The sequence below is a fragment of the Vibrio sp. MarTm2 genome (assembly GCF_027587055.1).
Taxonomy (GTDB): Bacteria; Pseudomonadota; Gammaproteobacteria; order Enterobacterales; family Vibrionaceae; genus Vibrio; species Vibrio sinaloensis_D.
Window position 1 is genome coordinate 1 of record NZ_JAPPTK010000010.1, and the last position, 15,832, is coordinate 15,832.

The following is a 15,832-nucleotide window of genomic DNA, read 5'->3' on the forward strand; positions in this document are numbered from 1 at the left end:
TATTATCATCAACGAGTGCCCACACAGATTGATAGGTTTATATTGTTAAAGAGCGTTGCTTTGAGCTTTCTCTCAGAGCGGACGGACATTCTATCGATATAACTTTAAGTGTCAAACACTTTTTTCGTTACTTCTCTGAAAGTTACTAACTTCACTTTCAAGCCGCTTGTTAATCAGGTTTCCCGTGACAACGGAGGCGCATTATAGGGAGTTATCTGGCAAGCACAAGTCCTAAATGCAAAAAAACACCGACCATTGAATCGTTCGCATACATTTCACACAAAGCGCGCAAAACTCAAACAAAAAGGGCCTTAAAAGGCCCTTTAAATAAAACATAACTACTGATGCGCGATGATCTGGTCATTGTTAACCAAGAGTTTTACCGGTTTCTCAGGGATAACTCTGCCCGCTAATATCGCTTTAGCAAGTGGGTTTTCTACACTCTGTTGAATTGCACGTTTTAAAGGTCGTGCTCCAAACACAGGATCAAACCCAACTTGCGCAATCAGATCAAGAGCCTTATCCGAGACTTCAAGTACGTACCCTTTGTCTTCCATTCTATTAGACAAGCGTTTCAACTGAATGGACGCTATCGATTTAATATGCTCTTGAGCCAATGGGTGGAAGACGACACTTTCATCGACGCGGTTTAGGAACTCAGGTCTGAAGTGCTTGCTTACCACTTCCATCACTTGCTCTTTCATTCCCTCATAATCAACCGCTCCAAAGTTTTCTTGGATACGCGCAGACCCGAGATTTGATGTCATGATCACAACCGTATTTCGAAAATCAACAGTTCGCCCTTGACCATCGGTTAGTCGACCATCATCAAGCACCTGCAGTAAAATATTGAAAACATCTGGATGTGCCTTTTCTACTTCATCAAGCAATATCACCGAATAAGGTTTCCGGCGAACTGCCTCTGTGAGGTAACCACCTTCCTCATAACCCACATAGCCCGGAGGCGCACCAACGAGTCTCGCGACGGAATGCTTTTCCATAAACTCAGACATGTCGATACGAACCATCGCATCTTCACTGTCAAACATAAAGTGAGCCAGTGTTTTGCAAAGCTCTGTTTTACCCACGCCAGTTGGCCCTAGGAATAGGAACGAACCAATTGGCTTATTGGGATCCGACAAGCCAGCTCGACTACGGCGAATTGCATCGGAAACCACTTCCACGGCTTCCGTTTGACCAATAACACGCTTGTGGAGAACTTCCTCCATCTGAAGCAGTTTCTCTTTTTCCGCTTCGAGCATTTTTGAAACAGGAATACCCGTTTGCTTTGAGAGTACTTCTGCAATCTCGTTGTCTGTGACCTTGTTACGGAGCAAGGTCATTTCTTGCATCTCAGCCTGTGTTGCCAGATCGAGTTGCTTTTCCAGTTCGGGAATACGCCCATATTGAAGTTCAGACATTCGATTGAGATCACCTGCACGGCGAGCGAACTCCATATCTAAGCGAGCTTGTTCTAGCTCAGATTTGATATGCTGAGTCCCTGACAACGCTGCTTTCTCTGCATTCCAGACCTCATCTAACTCCGCAAACTCGCGTTCTTTCTCTGCAAGCTCTTCATTGAGTATATTGAGGCGTTTTTCACTGGCGTCGTCATGCTCATTCGTTAACGCTTGTTGCTCAATCTTAAGTTGGATGATTTTCCGTTCGAGTTTGTCGAGCGCTTCAGGCTTGGAGTCAATTTGCATACGAATACTCGATGCGGCCTCATCGATCAGGTCGATGGCTTTATCAGGTAACTGTCTATCTGACACATAGCGATGTGACAAACTTGCCGCAGCTACGATGGCCGGATCGGTTATTTCAACATGATGATGCAGTTCGTAACGCTCCTTTAGACCACGTAAGATCGCAACCGTATCCTCAACGGTTGGCTCATCGACAATCACTTTTTGAAAGCGACGCTCTAACGCCGGATCTTTCTCTATGTACTGCCGGTATTCATCCAAAGTTGTTGCACCAACGCAATGCAGTTCTCCGCGCGCCAAAGCGGGCTTCAACATATTACCGGCATCCATAGAGCCTTCGCCTTTACCCGCGCCGACCATGGTATGAATTTCATCAATAAAGAGGATAATATTGCCCTCTTCTTTAGAGAGTTCGTTCAAGACCGATTTTAAGCGCTCCTCAAACTCACCACGGTACTTAGCACCGGCCACCAGCGCGCCCATATCCAAAGAGAGTACTCGACGTCCGCGAAGCCCTTCTGGCACTTCATTGTTAACGATACGCTGCGCTAAACCCTCTACAATGGCCGTTTTACCAACCCCAGGCTCACCGATGATTACTGGATTGTTTTTGGTGCGACGCTGCAGTACTTGGATAGTTCTGCGAATTTCATCATCACGACCAATCACCGGATCCAGTTTGCCTTGTTCAGCCCGCTCAGTCAGGTCAATCGTAAACTTCTCTAACGCTTGACGTAGCTCTTCTGCGTTTTGGTCATTAACCTTTTGACCTCCGCGCACTTTATCAATCGCTTCGCTGATTTTATCTTCCGTTAGACCTTGCTCTTTTAGCAATGCACCTAACGGACCGCGATCTTCAATTGCCGCAAGTAGAAAAATTTCAGAAGAGATGTAGGCGTCTTGACGCTTTTGGGCAACCTTGTCACATAAGTTGAACATGGTCCCCATCGCACTAGAGAGTTGAACGTCTCCCCCAATGCCACTGACTTTAGGCAATCGTTCTAAGATCTCACTAAGCTTTGAGCGTAGCTGCGTGATGTCTACATTGAGCATTGTTAACAACGGGCGAATCGGACTACCATCCTGATCCATCAGTGCAACCATTAAATGAACTGGCTCTATGTATTGATGATCGCGGCCCAACGCCAACGATTGAGCGTCAGATATCGCGATTTGAAACTTACTTGTGAATCTGTCAAGACGCATATCTACCTTCCTAACCTCAACTGAGAAGAATTCTATAATCAGTATGAAAGATGGCTACGCGATGTCAGATTTTCAAGGGAGGAGATAAGATAAAATCACCTTATCTGATGTGGAAATGAACTAGGATTCAATCCAAATAAACGTGGCTTGGCGTCCGGTAACACCATCACGGCGATATGAGTAAAACTGTTCTGGGTTTTGATAGGTACACAGGTCACTGTAGTAGACTTGCGTAACGCCTGATTTATTAAGTCTCTGTGTGACAAGAAGAGTCATATCAGCCAGATATTTACCTGAGCTACCTTTGTCTTGAAAAGCGAATTTAGCTTGAGGATCAAAAGAGCAAAACGCATTCAATACATCCTCGCCAACTTCAAATGCACTTTTACCAATGGCAGGCCCAAGCCAAGCCATGACTTCCCCTTCAAAATGAAGAAGCGCATTTTCGACAATGCCATTGGCCAAACCACGCCAACCAGCATGAACCGCCGCGACTTGAGTGCCATCTGTATTGGTTAATAAAACCGGCAAGCAATCCGCGGTCATCGCAGAACAGACAATGCCTGAGTTTTGGGTAAACAGTCCATCAGCATTTAACACTTCATCTGTGGGTTGGTTCACTTTAGTGACCACTGTCGAGTGTGTCTGGTTAAGCCAAACAGGCGCCGATGGCATTTTGGCAAACTCTGCCAGCAATGCTCTATTTTGCTGAACTTTTTTATCATCATCCCCAACGTGAGCCCCGAGGTTCAAGCCGTTATAAGGGGCCTGTGAGCAGCCTCCATTTCGAGTTGAAGCAAACGCTTTGATATTTTTGGGCGCAGGCCAGTTGGGGATAATCATTTCCATAGCTAGAACTCGTCTTGTAAACCGTGTTCTTGAGTATCTTGACGCAGCGCTTCCGCCATTTCGACCATATCATCAGGAACAGGAGCATGGAATTCGACTTCTTCACCGGTAATAGGGTGTTCAAATTTAAGCATCACCGCGTGCAGCGCTTGACGGTCAAAGCTGCGGATTTTTTCCGCCAGTTCTTCAGTTGCGCCACTAGGAATACGCGCTCGACCACCATACGCACTATCCCCTAATAGAGGATGCTGAAGATAGGACATGTGAACACGAATTTGGTGAGTACGACCCGTTTCCAAGCGAAGGCGGATGCGCGTATGTTCGCGGAAGTGCTCCGCAACACGATAATGCGTCACCGCTGGTTTACCCATTGGGCTAACCGCCATCAAAGTACGTTTAGTCGAATGACGACCGATCGGCTGTTCAATTCGACCACCCGCTGTCATGCGGCCAATCGCGATGGCTTCATACTCACGGACAAAATTGCGTTTTTTCTGCAAAGCACGTACTAGACGAGTTTGCGCAGGGACGGTTTTCGCTACAACCATTAAGCCGGTAGTATCTTTATCTAAACGATGGACGATCCCTGCGCGAGGCACTTCGGCTATGTTTGGGTAATGATGCAACAACGCATTAAGGACGGTGCCATCTGGCGTACCCGCACCTGGGTGAACAACAAAACCACGCGGTTTGTTAATCACCAAAATATCGTCATCTTCATAGACGATATCAAGAGGAATATCTTGCGCTTCCCAGCGCTCTTCATCTTCAAGTTCCGCTTGCAGAATGATTTCCTCCCCGCCCATCACTTTGGTGCGAGGTTTGGTTACAACTTCACCATTGACTTGGACTTTCCCCGCCAACAACCATTCTTTTAGTCGAGAGCGCGAAAAATCGGCGAATAATTCGGCGATAGCTTGATCCAGGCGTTGACCCAGTTGGCTATCTTTTACTGTATTGGTTAATTCAATCTGCTGAGCCATATCGAACTTTTTTAAAAACTGTGAGACTAATTGTCACTACTGTGGAAAAATAGACTACTCACCACAACTCATTCACTCGAGTTGATCGGGTATAATTGGACATTGTATCCGTTACTGCCCAGAAAGTAACGGAAGAGCAGAAATATTTATCTCAAGGAATCGAATCCTGATATGAAAAAGCATACTTTATCTGGCTTGTTGGCACTATCTGTACTGGTTGGCTGCTCAAGCAGCGAAGAGATCGTGCCAGACGTGCCACCATCTGAGCTGTATTCAGAAGCCCAGGTTTCGCTTCAAAGTGGTAACTGGCTTTCGGCCATCAGTCAGCTTGAAGCCTTGGACTCTCGTTACCCATTTGGCGCGTACTCAGAGCAAGTTCAGTTGGATTTGATTTACGCCTACTACAAAAATGACGACTTAGCTTTAGGGCTGGCAACCATTGAACGCTTTACCCGCCTAAACCCAACCCATGAAAAGCTCGACTGGGTTTTGTATATGCGCGGGCTGACACACATGGCACAAGATCGTAACTTTATGCACGATTTGTTCAATGTCGATCGTAGCGACCGCGATCCTGAACCGGTGAAAAAAGCGTTTGCTGATTTTAAGCGCCTACTTGAACGCTACCCGACTAGCCTATATGCAGAAGATTCGCAAAAACGAATGCTCGCGCTAAAGAACCGTCTAGCTGAATACGATTTGGCTACCGCAGATTTTTATCTTCGCCGAGAGGCTTGGATTGCGGCAATCAACCGTACGCAAGAACTACAAAAAACCTATCCAGATACGGTAGCGGCTCGCAAGTCACTGAAGATACAGCTGGAAGCCTACAAGCAGCTTGGTTTAGAAGATGCGATCAAACGTACGGAAGAGTTGATAAAACTCAACCCAATTTAATTGGTGATTAATTAATCAGAACCGCTTCACATTTGGAGCGGTTTTTTTATGCACTTTCTTGGCTCAAATCAATCCTTGGACCTATTTTTAACCAATGAAGTTAAGAGGTTAATGAATGTTCAAAGTTGTATTAAGTCTTATTATTTTGTCACTCTCTATATCCCGCTGTTTTGCTCTTTCTCTCTCTCCTTTGCAAAAAGAGCCTTACTTGGGAGACTTGCCAGCTCTAGAGAAAAAAGGCGTCATTCGTGTTCTGGTCGCTGCCGATCTAGGTTTTTACTACATCGAAGATGGCAGACCGAAAGGCATCCTCGCGGAACTCCTCTACCATTTCGAAAAACAGCTCAAACAACGCTCTTCCTATTTCAATCTACAAATCATTCCCGTCCATCGTGATGAGCTGATTCCTTCATTAGTGCAAGGATACGGCGATCTGATTGTGGCCAACCTAACGATAACGCCCGCACGCCTTAATTCTATCGATTTCAGCTTACCCGTATTAAAGGGGGTCAAAGAACTGCTCGTCACTGACCAATCCGTTGCTTCGATAGAAAACATCGAACAACTTAGCGGTAAAGAGGTTTGGGTTCGCGCAAGTTCCAGCTACTTCGAAAGCCTTCAGCAACTAAACCTCCAGCTAGATAGCCTTGGCCTTCCTCCCGTGACTGTTCGGTTTGTCGAAGAAACACTGCAGGATCTTGAGTTGGTCGAACTCGTCAATCAAGGCCATATCAGCGCAACTATCTTAGACAGCCACAAAACAGAGCTTTGGCTCAAAATCATGGACAATATTCAGGTACATGACTTAGTTCCCCTAAGAATAAATGGAGAAATTGCTTGGGCTATGAGAAAGAACAGCCCACAGCTGCAAACCTTTGTAAATCAATATTTGAAGACTTCCCGATCAGGTACCTTGCTCGGCAACGTTATTTACAGCAAGTATCTAGACAATACTCAGTGGCTGAGAAAAATCCTTAACCCAAACCATATCAACCGATTAGAAGCGCTGTCGGGGATTTTTTCTCTCTACTCCGACCAATATGATTTTGATCCTATGATGATTTCAGCCCAAGGCTTCCAAGAGTCGGGGTTAGACCAAAGTAAAGTGTCACACAAAGGCGCAGTAGGCGTTATGCAAGTCCTCCCAAGCACGGCGAAAGACCCTAACGTGAATATTCCCGACATTTACAAGGTCGACAATAATATCCACGCTGGCGTGAAATATATGCGCTTCCTAAAAGACCGATACTTTAGTGATGATAAAATCAGTCCAGACAACCAGGTTTACTTTGCACTCGCTGCATATAACGCCGGCCCTGCTAACATCAGACGCGTTCGCCGACTGGCTTCCCAGCAAGGCTACGATCCAAACAAGTGGTTTAAGAATGTCGAAATCATGGCTAGACGGCATATTGGTAGAGAGCCCGTGCACTACGTCGCTAACATCAACCGCTACTTCGTTATTTATAAGCAATTAGAAGCATTGAAAACGCTACGTGAGAACCAGTCTGCGTCAAACGCCATCAAAATAGATTTTTGGCGATAGCCGAACACAAGGAGCCACTGAGGAGGAATTGGGATAGAACGTGAGAAAAAGTGGAAGAACATTCACACTTTTGGTTGGGTTAAAGTTTAACCAAGGCTTTTTTTGAATCGCAAAAATGCGCTAAAAAACGAATGATTTTTAGTGCCTTACCTCTCCCAATCTAATGAGATTTCATTCTTACACAAGCTTTTTCGTAGTGACATCGATGCACTCTTTGAGATGGATCACGTTTGTTTTGGGTGTTGAAAAATAGCGACCAAAGGGTGATTTATGTCACATTATTTTTATCCATGAGCGGTAATCTGAACTCAACCCATGAGGGATGACACAGAGGAAAACATCTATGAAAGTAAACATCACTGGTAAAAATATCGACATCACCTCTGCAATCCGCACTCATATTGAGAGCAAATTTAAAAAGTTGGAAAAATGGCAAGTAGACATTATTGGTTGCCAAACAAGCTTCAGTGAGGAGCCGAATAAACAGATGAAGTTTGAAGCTGTCATCACGGTACCAAAAGGCCAACTGGTTGCATCTGCAACACACGAAGATTTATACGCTGCCGTTAATGAGGTAGAACAGAAACTAGAACGTCAGCTAAACAAACTACGCCACAAACCAGAAGCTCGCCGCACTGAGAAGCCAGAGCTAGAAGAAACTGAGCTAGAAGCAGAATAGGTTTACTGCACTAAGAGGATTCAAAAAATAGCGCCGAAAGGCGCTATTTTTTTGCTTGACGCTCCACTGGTGGTTGCTTATTGTGTTTACGGTTCCCACGATAAGTAGTGATTTATGCAAACAAACAACCTGTTCTTTTTTGACTTCTTTTTTCTCCACTAAGTTTGGAGGCAGCCTCGTTTGCGGAAGATAAGTCAAAAACGAACAGGAAGCCTCCCACTGGGAGGCTTTTTTATTTTTAAGGAATACAGGATGACTGAACAAAAATACTCGCTCGAAGAGATCCGATTAAGACTAAATGAGCTTGACGATCAATTACTGCATCTACTATCTGAGCGTAGAAAAATGAGTATTGAAGTCGCGAAGAGTAAAGTTCAAACATCTAAGCCCGTGCGCGATGCTAGCCGAGAGCAACAGCTTCTTGTCAAACTCATTAATGCAGGCAAAGACAAGTATGAGTTAGATGCTCAATACATCACGAAACTTTTCCATACCATCATTGAAGACTCCGTACTACTGCAACAATCGTATCTACAAAATCTTGCTAACCCTGAACTTAGCCGAAAACCTCTTGCTCGAGTCGCTTTCCTCGGCGCCAAAGGCTCATACTCGCACCTTGCAAGCCGTGAGTATTTCAGCCGGAAAAATACGGAACTCATTGAGCTCAATTGCGAGCACTTTAAAGAAGTCGCCAATACCGTAGAATCAGGTCATGCGGACTACGGTGTGCTACCTATTGAGAACACCAGCTCAGGTTCAATTAATGAAGTCTATGACCTGCTTCAACACACCACTCTCTACATTGTTGGCGAATTGACGCTTCCCATTGAACATTGCTTGGTGGCTACATCAGATATTCGTTTGGAAGAACTCAAAACGCTTTACTCTCACCCACAGCCCCACCAGCAATGCAGTGAATTTTTGGGCAAACTAAAAGGCGTGCAATTAGAGTCTTGTGCCAGTACAGCAGATGCAATGCAGAAAGTGCAAGAGATGAACCGTAGTGACGTTGCCGCGATTGGTAATGCCTCAAGTGGAAAGCTCTATGGTCTTCAACCGATTCAAAGTAATATCGCCAATCAAACTGAAAATCATACCCGATTCATTGTTGTCGCTCGCAAGCCTGTGGAAGTCTCGGCGCAAATTCCAGCGAAGACGACACTAATTATGTCAACATCACAAGAAGCAGGCTCCTTAGTCGAGACTTTACTGGTGCTGCAGCGCTACGGCATCAACATGACCAAACTCGAATCCCGCCCAATCATGGGCAATCCTTGGGAAGAGATGTTTTATGTTGATCTCGCTTCACATTTAGACTCCAATGAAATGCAGAGCGCCCTCAACGAACTGACTAAGATCACAAAACACCTGAAAGTTCTGGGTTGTTACCCATCGGAAAATGTGAAACCGACACAAGTTAAGTTGCAGTAAATATCTCTACCTAGCTCAAATTATTTCATATCTAAGCTGACACTGTTTATAAAACTTCTTAGTATTCAGAAGCTAAGTTGCATATTTATACAGTGTCAGCACTACATACTGACGCCATAGCAAACAACCACCCCTCAATGTAAGGCTATTTACTCGTTAGTATGAGAGCGCTCATCTCTATATTTCTCCTCGCATGTTGGACCAATAGTGCCATCGCGACGCCAACACCACTCAATATCTATTTATGGGAGGATACCCTATCCCCCAAAGTCATTAATGACTGGCAAGAAACACATGAAACGCCGCTGCAGTTATCCCACTTTGATAATGACGATGAACGCAGTCTATTAATGATGAAGAGCATTCAGTTGCCATTTGATATTGTGGTTCTAGACAACGTTTCAGCAAACATCTATGGCAACTTAGGCAGTTTCGAGCGCATCAGTGACCTTCCCAATCGAGCCCATAACGATAATAAGTGGAACCAAGCGTGTGGTGATTATGCAGTTCCCTATTTTTGGGGCACAGTGGGTATTGCTTACCGAAAAGATCGCATCGAGAACCCACCCACTACTTGGAAGGAGTTTGTCGAGCCCAGCGAGGAACTCAAAGGTCGAATAGGTATGATCAACGATACCGTTGAATCATTCTTACCCTTGTTTTACAGCTTAGGTTTATCACCAACAACTGAAAGCCGCGAAGAAATCAGACAAGCCTACCCTGCCCTCAAAACATTCAGTCAGCAAGTCCTCACCTTTGAATACATACTGAGCTACATCCGAAGCCAAGAAAACTCTGACAAGCTTCAGCTGGCCCTTGCCTACAGCGGCGATCAGTATTCACTCAATCGTTCATTTGGTCGTGACGCGTGGGAGTTTGTTCTGCCGGAAGGGGAAATTTATATATGGCTAGACTGTTTAGCGATAAGCAGCCACTCAAGTAATAAAAAGGCAGCAAAAGCCTTTCTTAACTATTTGTCTGATCCCACAATTGCTGCAATGAATGCAACAGATATTAAAGCTGCAACGCCCAATTTAAGTGCATTAAAACTGATGCCTGATTGGTACAAAAATGATGCATCATTGTTCCCAAGCCCAGAACAACTTAAAAACAGTTACATAGACAGTATGCTTTCTGCAGAAAACATAAGCCTAAGAACGAAAATCATTAATCAAATAGTTAAGAATCATGAAGCTCAGTACTAGAGTTCTGCTTTTGGTTGCCCCTGTTGTTATGCTCAGCGCAGCAATGTCGAGCTATAGTATTTACGTAAACCAGAAAGACACGCTCATTAAGCGTGAAAACAGTTACTTGCAGCTCACGATGGAGAAGCTTGCTGGCCATTTTCGCCAATCGGTCTCCCTAATTAACAGCTACTCACTGACATTGATTAAAAGCGATATTATTCGCCACTACTTTAGTCAACCGGAGAACCCTTACCGAGAGATGCGGTTGATCGAAAACCTGCAAACAACCATTGATAACCTACAACCTAACAAACAAGACAACATTGCTGTCGCCATCGTGGACAGTGACCAACACGTTCGTTTCTACGCCGATAACCAAACCGATCCCTTTGCCACCCTTGATGAGAATGTCCTCAAATACATTCGTCACATATACAAACAAACTGGGCAACTCTCTCACACCGGATTTGCCAACAATTATCAGGGACAAAGCATACTGATTCGTTATGATGTGCTCGACAACGACACATTCACCTCGCCACTTAGCTACAACAAAGAGCAAGTATTTTTCGTTGTTGTCTCTTTATCTCTCGATAACTTTGACCAACTCAAGCACATTTTAGAGTTTGATAACGACAGCAGTATCTTCTTTGCTCAAGAACCCGTCAAAAAATCAGGACTCACTCAATCGGTTGAGTTAAAGCCCAACTTATACGCGGTGTTGGATCCTGCCCAGTACTTACTCAATGAACAGTTGAACAAGATTGAAAACAAGCTCTTACTTGCGTTTGGGGCTTCGGCCGTTTCTACCGTTCTTATCTTGTTGTTTTTACTCTATCGCCACGTAATTAAGCCGATAACAAGACTCGATCACCAGCTCCAAGAAGTCGAACTGCAAAAACGCTCAAACATCGAAAAACTCTCCGCAGACAATGAAATTGGACGCCTGTCAGTCCGCTTTTATGACATGTATAAAGAGCTCAACTCGAGTTATCAAAAAACCAAAGCGATGGCAGAGAACGATCACCTCACGCAACTCGCCAATCGGTATCAGTTCCAAATGTTTGTTGAGAGGACGATAGCCAACAAGTTAATCGATACTCGCGCTTGGATCCTCTACATTGACCTAGACAACTTCAAATACGTCAACGACAAATACGGTCATCATATTGGCGACTCACTGCTAGTCAATTTCGCAGAGCACATTCGTCAGCGCTGTAACGAATTTGAATTGAAGTACAGTGTAAAATGCCTTGCTGCAAGGCTGTCAGGCGATGAGTTTGCTGTCTTTATTTCGTCAGTAAACCAGCATTCTAGTTACGCTCCTGAGATTGCGAGGGCGGTGTTAGAGCCGATTCAAAATAGCGCGAACTCTCCACTTGGCAACTTTCCGATTACCGCCAGTATCGGCATCGCTTCATACCCAGAAGATGGACGAGACCTTACTAGCTTGCTCTCTCATGCTGATACTGCGATGTATCAAGCGAAACGAGCGGGTAAAAATCAAATCGCACACTACTCTAAAGAACTGGATCAAATCGTCCGCCGCCGCTCTCAAGTGGAGCGAGCTTTGCGTTCAAGCAACCTAGATCAGGAATTCCAATTACTCTATCAACCCTATTTTGATCGAAGCGGTCTAGAAGTGCGCGGGCTAGAGGCGCTACTTCGCTGGGAGTCACCCAAACTAGGCACGGTCAATCCGAGTGAATTTATTCCTATCTCCGAGCAAATTGGTTTGTTTGGCACAATTGACCGCTGGGTGGTAAAACAAGCCTTTGAAGACTTTTCAGCCATTCAGAATTGTTTCGACTGGCCCGTCCAATTATCGATTAACTTGTCCTCCGCTGAACTAGATTCATTGCAGCTCGCGCAATATATTCAAACCATGGCCGAACGGTACTCTGTTCGTCCGGATCTTATCGACTTTGAAATAACAGAGACGTTCGCATCAGACTCTCAAAGTTATCTCTTGTTGTATGAGCTGTCACAGATGGGCTTTAAATTGACTATTGATGACTTTGGCTCTGGCTACACGTCCATTACCCAACTGGTTGAATACCCAGTGCAAAAAATTAAGTTTGATCGTGAGTTCCTAGAAGCACTGACCAAGACAAATAACCAAACAGTGGTGAAGCCACTAGTTGACCTTTGCCATTCTCAATCTATGCTTGTGACCGCCGAAGGGATTGAGTCGAAAGAGATGCATCAGTGGCTGGCGAACAATCAATGTGATTATATGCAAGGCTACTATCTGTCTCCACCAATCTCCATTGAGCAACTGAGACAGCACAACAAAAAGTCGAAAGGAAACACAGATGTCAGTGAAGAAAGTTATTGTCGCTTCGCTTAACCCAGCAAAAATCAACGCCGTACAAAGTGCATTTCAAGCCGCCTTCCCGCAACAAACCTTCGAATTCTCAGGAGTAAAAGTTCCTAGCGAGGTTGCTGACCAGCCAATGAGCAACGATGAAACCTATGAAGGCGCACGCAATCGTGTGAGGAATGCCAAAAAAGTGTTTCCTGGTGGCGATTTCTACGTCGGGCTTGAAGCTGGGATTGAATGCAACATGACCTTTGCATGGATGGTAATAGAATCCAGCACTCACCGCGGCGAATCTCGCTCCGCAAGTCTCATGCTGCCCCCACTCGTGCTGGACAAGCTGGCTCAAGCAAATGAACTGGGTGATGTGATGGATGAGGTTTTTGCTACGGAAAACATCAAGCAAAAAGGCGGAGCGATCAGCCTGCTGACACAAGATCTGTTAACCCGTAGCAGTGTTTATCACCAAGCACTGATTTTAGCGCTGATTCCTTTTACCAACCCGACACACTTTCCAAGTAACCTGTGACACTAAATAGAAAAAGGTGCCTCGTGGCACCTTTTTTTAAGACTTTTGCTTAAGTAGTTGGCTTAACAACTGTTTGTCCTCTTCGGACTTGGACTTTAACTCATTGGAACCGCGAGTAATCGTTGCAATCCCCACACCTAGCATTTGACTGATTTGGCGTTGAGACAACTCCCCTTTTAGTAGCTCGCGAAAAATATTGACTCGAGCGACCAACGACTCTCGCTCATCAGGCGTTAATAGCATGGTAAGCAACATCTCATGCTGCTCCGCTTCACTGCTGCTTTTGACCAGATCTAGAATCTGCTGCCAGTCTGTATACTCAGGTTCAGTTGCCATCTGTTCTTGTTACCTATCAATACTTAGCGGTCATCTCATTTCGGTTTAGGAACGCACCATCTTCACCTAACAAGTCTCGATAGTAGGTTTCAAACATCAAAATATTTTGCACATACCCGCGTGTTTCCTTGAATGGAATCGCTTCAATGAAGGCATAAGCATCAAGCTTGCCCTGAGTACGCTCTCGCCAAGTTTTTACTCTGTTTGGTCCTGCATTATACGCAGCGAGCGCAAAAATTCGATTGTTATCGTACTGTTCGAGTAAGCCTTTCAAATAGTGGCTGCCAATCTCGATGTTCTTGCCAACTTCGTACAAATCTTGCGTACCACCATAGCTCAATTGATACTTCCGAGCTGTGTACTTTGCCGTCGAAGGCATAATTTGCATGATACCGCGAGCTCCCACCGGAGAACGAGCTTCGACATCCATACCACTTTCTTGGCGAGCCAGTGACATCAAGGTAATGGGGTCGATACTATGTTTCTCGCCGTAAAAGTTAAACCACCAGCGATGGGCAATTGGGAAACGTATCTTAACGTTGTCCCACATTTTGGCTGCGATGCTCGCTGTGACCGTTAAATGGTGCCATCGTTTGTAGGACGCATAAGCCGCCAACATCTCTTTTTGCGGCTCGCTCGCTCGTCTTAGCAACCAACGCCACTCGCTTTTGGCCGCGGCAATTTTATCGCGTTCAATCAACTCAGCAATCCGCACCAGTGAAGCATCAAAGGGTGAAATCAGGCTCTTATCCAACGTGACGGTAGAAACTGGGTAATCAATGGAACGTTTAATTTCTTTCGCAGCAGCAACGCTGTAAAAGTTTCGCTGACCAACCAGTTGTTCCAATCGATTCATGCCTTTAGATTGCTCCCCCAGCGCGATCTCACTTCGACCGAGCCAATACTGCCAACGTAAGCTCTGCTGCTTCGCGATCGGCAGTAAATCAATCCAACGTTGGACGCTTTGCCAGTCAAGGTGCTGAATCGCTAACCGAACTCGTCGTTCAATTAATACCGTGCTTTTTGATGCTGAAATCTGACCATCTCGCCACTGCGCTAAGTCATCAGAATCCGTATTAATCAAACGAAACGCCATGTAATCCGCCAACGTTTGTGCCTGTTTATCAGATAGCTTTTGCGCCTTGACCACATCGTCAAACATGGATTGAGCAAGCTCGATGTCTTTTCTAGCGACTTTTTTCAATGCTTGAATGGTTTGCTGTTGGTAAAAGCTCTCAGCGGGATTGCTGCGCGCAAACTCAACGACACTTTCAGGTTTACGGAACAACTCCGTCATTGCTTTCGCTTGTTGCTTTTTCTCATTCTCAGCCCCAGAGACCAATTTACTCAAGTAGTTCAGAATCGCCCCATTTCGCGCTTCAAATGCAAGTTGCATGCGCTGCAATATCTGCTCGTCAGTTCTCAACCCGGCGTTGTTCCAACCTTCAAATAGGGGATCGCACGCGTCTGAAATAGAGTGCCCTGAGAGCCACAGCTTTTCTGCACCTGAGTACGCTTTCTCAAACTGCCCTTGTTGATAAAGCGCATTGTAATAGTGGCACTGGTAAGTTTCTCCTCGCGGCTCTACCGTTTGAAACTCAAGCAACCTTCGCCAATCTTTTTGCGCCGCTAAACGGTCAATGTAAGGCGCCCGAATTCGCCCCGAGAATGGCAGGGCATGGTAATCATCGATAAACTTGTTGACCTCTTGAGGTGAGCGCTCACCAAGGTCGATAAGAAAGGCACGGTAGTCGACGTAGGGTGTGAGTGGGTAATCTGTAATTTGTCGACGAAGTTTCTGGTAACGAGCGACATCTTTTTTGTCTAACGCTTGTTGCGCCTGATCGTATATCTCACGCTGCTTTATTAAATCAGTGGCCAGTGCTGAAGTGGCATAACTTGCGCTGCAAACCATCGAAACTAAAGCAAGTAACGATGAAGGAATGCGATGCAGCGGCTTAGAAAACGTCAGCATCATAGATTCTCTTCCTGTTGAGAATAGTCAATTAAGTTCTTAATTAATGCTTATTCTATGCAGTCCTGTAAAGGGCGTAGATGTAAATAATAATAAATTCACACAACTGTGACTTTTTCCTAGCTTTGTACGCCTATTTGGTCAGCAAAGCATCAATAGGAAAAGTGGATTTTGATGGGATACCTCAC

The 15,832-nt window shown here is 45.2% G+C and carries 12 protein-coding genes and 1 other annotated feature; of the genes, 7 read left to right on the plus strand and 5 right to left on the minus strand.

The annotated features are described in order from the left end of the window. Positions 1-338 precede the first annotated feature (338 nt). The 3 genes from clpB to rluD all read right to left on the minus strand — a co-directional run bounded on the left by clpB (position 339) and on the right by rluD (position 4,744). Positions 339-2,912, minus strand: a complete 2,574-nt coding sequence (clpB, locus tag OH458_RS16700; protein ID WP_269979182.1) for an ATP-dependent chaperone ClpB — start codon at positions 2,910-2,912, stop codon at positions 339-341. Between the two features lie 120 nt (positions 2,913-3,032). Then, positions 3,033-3,761, minus strand: coding sequence for a peptidoglycan editing factor PgeF (gene pgeF, locus OH458_RS16705; protein WP_269979183.1), 729 nt, complete (start codon positions 3,759-3,761; stop codon positions 3,033-3,035). 2 nt (positions 3,762-3,763) lie between these two features. Next, on the minus strand, positions 3,764-4,744 hold the full coding sequence (gene rluD, locus OH458_RS16710; RefSeq protein WP_005477020.1) for a 23S rRNA pseudouridine(1911/1915/1917) synthase RluD: 981 nt from the start codon (positions 4,742-4,744) through the stop codon (positions 3,764-3,766). A 171-nt stretch (positions 4,745-4,915) separates the two neighbouring features. On the opposite strand from rluD, the gene bamD reads away from it, so the two are divergent. From bamD to yjjX, 7 genes are all read left to right on the plus strand, one after another. Continuing rightward, positions 4,916-5,641 carry an outer membrane protein assembly factor BamD gene (bamD, locus tag OH458_RS16715; RefSeq protein WP_038137442.1) on the plus strand — a complete coding sequence of 242 codons (726 nt, stop codon included), beginning with the start codon at positions 4,916-4,918 and terminating at the stop codon, positions 5,639-5,641. 115 nt (positions 5,642-5,756) lie between these two features. After that, a complete protein-coding gene (locus tag OH458_RS16720; RefSeq protein ID WP_269979184.1) occupies positions 5,757-7,187 on the plus strand; it encodes a lytic transglycosylase F in 1,431 nt (476 codons plus the stop codon). Between the two features lie 343 nt (positions 7,188-7,530). Continuing rightward, a complete protein-coding gene (hpf, locus tag OH458_RS16725) occupies positions 7,531-7,866 on the plus strand; it encodes a ribosome hibernation-promoting factor, HPF/YfiA family (protein ID WP_005475897.1) in 336 nt (111 codons plus the stop codon). A 116-nt stretch (positions 7,867-7,982) separates the two neighbouring features. Beyond that, positions 7,983-8,103 (plus strand) — a sequence feature (Phe leader region). Between the two features lie 15 nt (positions 8,104-8,118). Then, positions 8,119-9,297 (plus strand): prephenate dehydratase, encoded by a 1,179-nt coding sequence (gene pheA / locus OH458_RS16730; protein ID WP_269979185.1) that lies wholly within the window; start codon positions 8,119-8,121, stop codon positions 9,295-9,297. Positions 9,298-9,458: 161 nt separating this feature from the next. Further along, entirely contained in the window at positions 9,459-10,502 is a 1,044-nt protein-coding gene (locus OH458_RS16735) for a polyamine ABC transporter substrate-binding protein (RefSeq protein ID WP_038214684.1), read from the plus strand. Then, positions 10,486-12,834, plus strand: coding sequence for a putative bifunctional diguanylate cyclase/phosphodiesterase (locus OH458_RS16740; protein ID WP_038137454.1), 2,349 nt, complete (start codon positions 10,486-10,488; stop codon positions 12,832-12,834). The genes OH458_RS16735 and OH458_RS16740 overlap by 17 nt, the downstream gene beginning before the upstream one ends. Continuing rightward, on the plus strand, positions 12,800-13,333 hold the full coding sequence (gene yjjX / locus OH458_RS16745) for an inosine/xanthosine triphosphatase (RefSeq protein ID WP_269979186.1): 534 nt from the start codon (positions 12,800-12,802) through the stop codon (positions 13,331-13,333). The genes OH458_RS16740 and yjjX overlap by 35 nt, the downstream gene beginning before the upstream one ends. Before the next feature lie 36 nt (positions 13,334-13,369). Here yjjX and trpR read toward each other — a convergent pair whose 3' ends face one another. Then, positions 13,370-13,669 (minus strand): trp operon repressor, encoded by a 300-nt coding sequence (trpR, locus tag OH458_RS16750; protein ID WP_005475899.1) that lies wholly within the window; start codon positions 13,667-13,669, stop codon positions 13,370-13,372. Positions 13,670-13,685: 16 nt separating this feature from the next. Further along, a complete protein-coding gene (sltY, locus tag OH458_RS16755; RefSeq protein WP_269979187.1) occupies positions 13,686-15,647 on the minus strand; it encodes a murein transglycosylase in 1,962 nt (653 codons plus the stop codon). Between the last annotated feature and the right edge of the window lie 185 nt (positions 15,648-15,832).

What these genes read in the sequence shown, in the direction of transcription:
- clpB (WP_269979182.1), bottom strand. Translation starts at nt 2,912, where the DNA reads ATGCGTCTTGACAGATTCACAAGTAAGTTTCAAATCGCGATATCTGAC.
- hpf (WP_005475897.1), top strand. Translation starts at nt 7,531, where the DNA reads ATGAAAGTAAACATCACTGGTAAAAATATCGACATCACCTCTGCAATC.
- yjjX (WP_269979186.1), top strand. Translation starts at nt 12,800, where the DNA reads ATGTCAGTGAAGAAAGTTATTGTCGCTTCGCTTAACCCAGCAAAAATC.
- pgeF (WP_269979183.1), bottom strand. Translation starts at nt 3,761, where the DNA reads ATGGAAATGATTATCCCCAACTGGCCTGCGCCCAAAAATATCAAAGCG.
- bamD (WP_038137442.1), top strand. Translation starts at nt 4,916, where the DNA reads ATGAAAAAGCATACTTTATCTGGCTTGTTGGCACTATCTGTACTGGTT.
- OH458_RS16740 (WP_038137454.1), top strand. Translation starts at nt 10,486, where the DNA reads ATGAAGCTCAGTACTAGAGTTCTGCTTTTGGTTGCCCCTGTTGTTATG.
- rluD (WP_005477020.1), bottom strand. Translation starts at nt 4,744, where the DNA reads ATGGCTCAGCAGATTGAATTAACCAATACAGTAAAAGATAGCCAACTG.
- sltY (WP_269979187.1), bottom strand. Translation starts at nt 15,647, where the DNA reads ATGATGCTGACGTTTTCTAAGCCGCTGCATCGCATTCCTTCATCGTTA.
- pheA (WP_269979185.1), top strand. Translation starts at nt 8,119, where the DNA reads ATGACTGAACAAAAATACTCGCTCGAAGAGATCCGATTAAGACTAAAT.
- trpR (WP_005475899.1), bottom strand. Translation starts at nt 13,669, where the DNA reads ATGGCAACTGAACCTGAGTATACAGACTGGCAGCAGATTCTAGATCTG.
- OH458_RS16735 (WP_038214684.1), top strand. Translation starts at nt 9,459, where the DNA reads ATGAGAGCGCTCATCTCTATATTTCTCCTCGCATGTTGGACCAATAGT.
- OH458_RS16720 (WP_269979184.1), top strand. Translation starts at nt 5,757, where the DNA reads ATGTTCAAAGTTGTATTAAGTCTTATTATTTTGTCACTCTCTATATCC.